This is a genomic window from Proteus sp. TSJ240517 (genome assembly GCF_047921575.1).
GTDB lineage: Bacteria > Pseudomonadota > Gammaproteobacteria > Enterobacterales > Enterobacteriaceae > Proteus.
Genome location: NZ_JBLRMH010000017.1, coordinates 1 through 4,834, shown reverse-complemented (window position 1 = coordinate 4,834; position 4,834 = coordinate 1). Strand labels below are relative to the sequence as shown.

At 38.2% G+C, this 4,834-nt stretch carries 4 protein-coding genes; 1 reads left to right on the top strand and 3 read right to left on the bottom strand.

The window, feature by feature from the left end:
* Nucleotides 1-428 precede the first annotated feature (428 nt).
* The 3 genes from ACNARN_RS18440 to ACNARN_RS18430 form a co-directional block, all read right to left on the bottom strand.
* Nucleotides 429-869 (bottom strand): hypothetical protein, encoded by a 441-nt coding sequence (locus ACNARN_RS18440; RefSeq protein ID WP_015063446.1) that lies wholly within the window; start codon nt 867-869, stop codon nt 429-431.
* Between the two features lie 637 nt (nt 870-1,506).
* Nucleotides 1,507-2,151, bottom strand: coding sequence for a quinolone resistance pentapeptide repeat protein QnrD1 (locus tag ACNARN_RS18435; protein WP_012634451.1), 645 nt, complete (start codon nt 2,149-2,151; stop codon nt 1,507-1,509).
* 739 nt (nt 2,152-2,890) lie between these two features.
* Nucleotides 2,891-3,070 (bottom strand): hypothetical protein, encoded by a 180-nt coding sequence (locus tag ACNARN_RS18430; RefSeq protein ID WP_337155251.1) that lies wholly within the window; start codon nt 3,068-3,070, stop codon nt 2,891-2,893.
* Nucleotides 3,071-3,945: 875 nt separating this feature from the next.
* Between ACNARN_RS18430 and ACNARN_RS18425 the strand changes: the two genes are divergently transcribed.
* Complete coding sequence (locus ACNARN_RS18425) at nt 3,946-4,539, top strand: hypothetical protein (protein WP_260664971.1); 594 nt, start codon at nt 3,946-3,948, stop codon at nt 4,537-4,539.
* Nucleotides 4,540-4,834: the final 295 nt, after the last annotated feature.

Genomic DNA, 4,834 nt, shown 5'->3' with positions numbered 1-4,834 from the left:
GCGAAAAAAGGGGGTGGTCAGACGAACGCAGTGAGTTTGACGGGCTTGGGTGAATGGTTTTTTTCGCAGGCGTCCAGCCGAAGAAAATAGCCAGAGGGCGGAGCCTTATGTCATTCATTTTCGTCCAGAAAATGAGTGGCATTGATACTGAAAGTATCATGGGGTGCAAGTTAGTAAAACTATGATTCTACCCATTATTTCACCCGTTATTCTGCCCGTTATACCTAAATTGGGTGCAATAACGGGTAAAGTAATAGGTAGAATAACAGGTGGATTAATGGGTAAGAAATAACACAACGTCATCTTGTGTCTATCTATTATTCTGTATCTTATTCTATGTATTATTCTACCTATTACAGACGAAATAGATAAAATAAGAGATAGAATAATAGATAGGATAATACATAAAATAATAGGTAAACCTAACGTCAGCGCACCTTTTCTTCGAGCTGTTTTAGCATCGAAATATCACCTAATAACCGTTGATTTTTACCTGTGAAAAAGATGATCGGACTGACATTTGCATTATCAATACTTCGGCTTAACTGAATTCCCATCGCCTGATAATCATCATCGTTTGTGCAATGGTATAACGCTAAAACAAGCTGACATTGTTCTGGAGTTCCGCATTCTATTGCCCAGCGGATCAACTCCGAAAAGGTCAATCCGTTCGGTTTCCAGTGTTTTTTATGCCGTGACGCTAACGCCTTAAATTTTTCACGCCCTTGATTATATTTTTCTGCCCCGATCACCGGATCTTCACAACGAACCCCTTGAACCGGTCGCTTATCAAATGACAATTCCCATAAATTTAATTCTTCGATGTATTCGTAATCTTCTGGCGATGCCAAACGAAATAATTGAGACATAGAGACACCCTCCGATCATGTGTGAACGGAGACAGTATAAGGCTTTCGAGAAATTCCGCTTCCTCGACGTGAAACAAGTTCACGCCTTGCGGCGAGCGTTGCGAATTGAATTTATGAGGTTTACCAAGCTCCAGATGTAACAAAGCCCCGTGACAGCATCACAGGGCTCTGGTACTCTAAATCTTGTGCATTCGTTGCTCAGATTAGACGTCGCAATCCAATCTTAGCAACGTGAGAGGCGCTTGTCACGTTCTCATTAAATACCAGCCAACGACATTAACCCAAATGCACCACTTGATTGACTCGGACTTAGCCCGGTCTCCGAAAGGATAAACAGGCAAATTGTGGTAGTAAAACGTACCGGAAAACGAAATTCCGGCTCTACCTCCGAATCACGCTGCGGTATCGAAAGATTACAGTGCGTACCTGATAAGAGCACCAATCAACGGACTAGGGATTTCTTGGATTGCGAAGTGTCGAAAGAAGCCCAACCTAACCAAACTTAGCCAGATTAACGAGCTAAGAGACCATGACCCAATAACTGATCATGGAGAAAAGCAAAGACAAGATGAAGATGTCGCTTCGCTCCGTTTTGATTAGTACCACATTGGGGCATTAGGCGTTTTTTACCTAGATTTTATCGGTGAACAATAACACCTAAACTCTCAACAAGCTGAAGCGCCTGCTCTCCATCCAACTTCACTCCATCTAAATTAATTCGCCTTGCATCAAGCTCGCCAAGCGCCCCACCCGTTAAATCACAACCAGTAAAATCAGCCAAAGACCAATCAAACGATGAAAACTCCCCACAAGAAAGATCGGAGCCACGAAACACGGCGCCAGTTATCACAGTGCCATTCCAGCGATTTTCCCACAGTTCGCACTTTTCTAATATGACTCTAGAAAAATTAGCGTAACTAAGATTTGTCTTGGTTATATAAGCACTACAAAACCATGACCTTGTAGTTATCATATTCATAAAATTAGCCCCTCGAAAATCAGCTCCTTGAGCTAAACACTCACTAATTTCAAGACCTAAGGCGCTAATGTTTTTAAAATTACTCATTGATAAATCGCAGCTTTTAAAGCTAGCGTTTTTTAGTTTGGCTCTATTAAAATCACACCCTTCCAAGCTATTCCTGTCGTAAAAACTACAATCAACAAATTCAGTATCAGTTAAATCAACCCCTGAAAAATCACAATTTGAAAAGGCAATATTTTTAACTCTATTCCCCGTAAATTGATCTCGTGAAAACTTTTCATTGATAAAGTGCTTTTCCATACATGCTACACCTGGTTATTTATACAGTGCAATCATTGTACATTAATTTGAACAACCTTAAACTCTAGCTAAAATTGATTCATACAATCCCTTTTATGTAAAACGGATGAGTTAATTCAGTAACTCATCCGCACTCCTATAAAAAATAGCAAGCAAAACTGACATTTACTTACAGCAAAATATTGCCTTTTTTATGTGTTTAGGGTGAATCAAAAAAGAATCTTTCAGTCAATAATCAACACAACTCTTTGTTTATAAAGTGAATCAAAAAAGACGCATAAAAGATTCTTTTTTGATTCACTTTATTCATTACAAGCCCGTAACAAATAAAGAATAATTACCTATTTATCAAAAAGATAAACACAAAAATACCTTTTGCGTATGGTGTGTATTCTAAGAAAATACAATTAACGAAAATTATTTATTTAATGAAATAAGAAACGATGCTTTTCCTCTTTTGGAAAAAAGAGATTTTTCATTTATGACGCGACAATATGCGTAATTGTATTTGGCATAGATAAACTTTTAACGCTTTAACCGTATTTTTAAACTCAAAAAAATAATTGTTAAAAACGAATTAGAGAGTCATTAAAACCGTTCTAAACTTTCAGCATGGATTTGGATGTTTGATAGGGTGATCGGGGCTTAAAATCGTTTTGAGAGGCTTTAATGGGGATGAACGGGCAGTTTTGTCTAACTAACTCGCCCGTTTAACATAATGGGTCTTATCCGAAGCTGATTATTCCTCAAAATATTTACTCTCTCGGGTATCAAAAACTACCTCTTCCATACCATCATCATGATGGAAAATAATCTGATAATCAGGATCCGAATTTTTAAGTTCTGCTTCATAAGCAACTCTGTACTCCGGATCCTTGAGAAATTCATCATGCAGTTCTTTATGTGTAATCCACTTCATCAAATTCTCTCTTCCGATAATTAGTCTTATACAGCTTAACACCAGTCCTAATAATTCATGCTCAATACAAGTAGATAACAATTTAAAAATATTAAATCGCTGAAAGACACAAACTTGTTTTGTGCCAAGAAGCGATTTGACCAACCGAGTAAAACGAGGGCGGTAGCAATTTAAATTACTAGTGAAGCTAAGATCCATAAGCTCAACATAAAAATATTGAGATGCTCCGATTCCTCGTTGTGAACAAGTTCACGCCTTGAGGCAAGCGTTATGGATTGAAATTCTGCAGGATTTTTTTGTGGTACTTCAGAAAGCACAGAGCCGAAATGATTGTGACATCACTTCGGCTCTGCTAATCTAAATCGGTGCATTAGTTGCTAACGATTCGACCTCAACAATCCAATCTTAGCAACGGGAAGCTAGCTTGTCACTACTTCCTTAAAACCATTCAAAGACATTAACTCAAATGCACCACTTGATTGACTCGGACTTAGCCCGGTCTCCGAAAGGATAAACAGGCAAATTGTGGTAGTAAAACGTACCGGAACACGAAATTCCGGCTCTGCCTCCGAATCACGCTGCGGTATCGAAAGATTACAGTGCGTACCTGATAAGAGCACCAATCAACGGACTAGGGATTTCTTGGATTGCGAAGTGTCGAAAGAAGCCCAACCTAACCAGACTTAGCGAAGTTAACCCGCTAAGAAGCCATGACCCAATAACCGATCATGGAGAAAAGCAAAGACAAGATGACGTTGTCGCTTCGCTCCATTTTGATTAGTACCACATTGGGGCATTAGATATATTTTGTTTAAAAACTTGAACTATAGACTGAACCATATATGATAATTAAAAAATCATATATGGAGTTAATCATGGACATATCCATTTCAGATGCGACATACAGCCGCCTAGAAAAAAAAGCTATCGGTTTTGATACCCCTGAGCAGGTAATTATCAGATTATTAGATCAATCAGACGGTATTACCATGAAAAAACCTGAAATAATTTTCTATCCAAACGAAGATATTTTCAAAAAGGATCTTCTTGATAAAAAGCGTGCGGAAATAACGATTTACCATAAAAATGGAAATCGTGACATTATACTTTGGGAAGCTAAAAGATTCACTGAAAAGTCAAATCTTAGAGCTAACTTATGGTCTGGATATTTAAGAAACTGGAGTGAAAAAGGAATAGTTAAAGTAGAAATAACAACATTACCAAACGAAAAAAACCACCCAGAGGATGAAATAGCAAAGATCAGATTAATAGCACATGCGATAGGCTTGAAATATGATGAAATGGAAGAGCTAGAGGGCTCATATGACATGGAGAACTCTAATAATTACGGAACTGAATTATTTATAAAGTTTAACGACGATGCCCCCAAAGAAATTTTGGATAAAATAGATGGGTTACACAATAATACCGTTTATATTTCTGCTGATATTTTTGAGCAACATAATTGAAAACATAGGTTCTCCTAATCCCTTTTATGTTAAACGGGCGAGTTAGTTAGCAAAAACCTCCCGTTCATCCCCATTAAAGCCCCTCGAAACGATTTTAAGACACGATCACCCTATAAAACACCCAAATCTACGCTGAAAGTTTAGAACGGTTTTGCGGGCTTCTGAGTGCGTTTTTAACATCGTGCAAACTGACAAGTAAAACGATGCGAAATCGCTGAAAGTCACAAACTTGTTTTGTGGCAAGAAGCGATTTGACCAACCGAGTAAAACGAGGGCGGTAGGCTTTTTGTTTTTA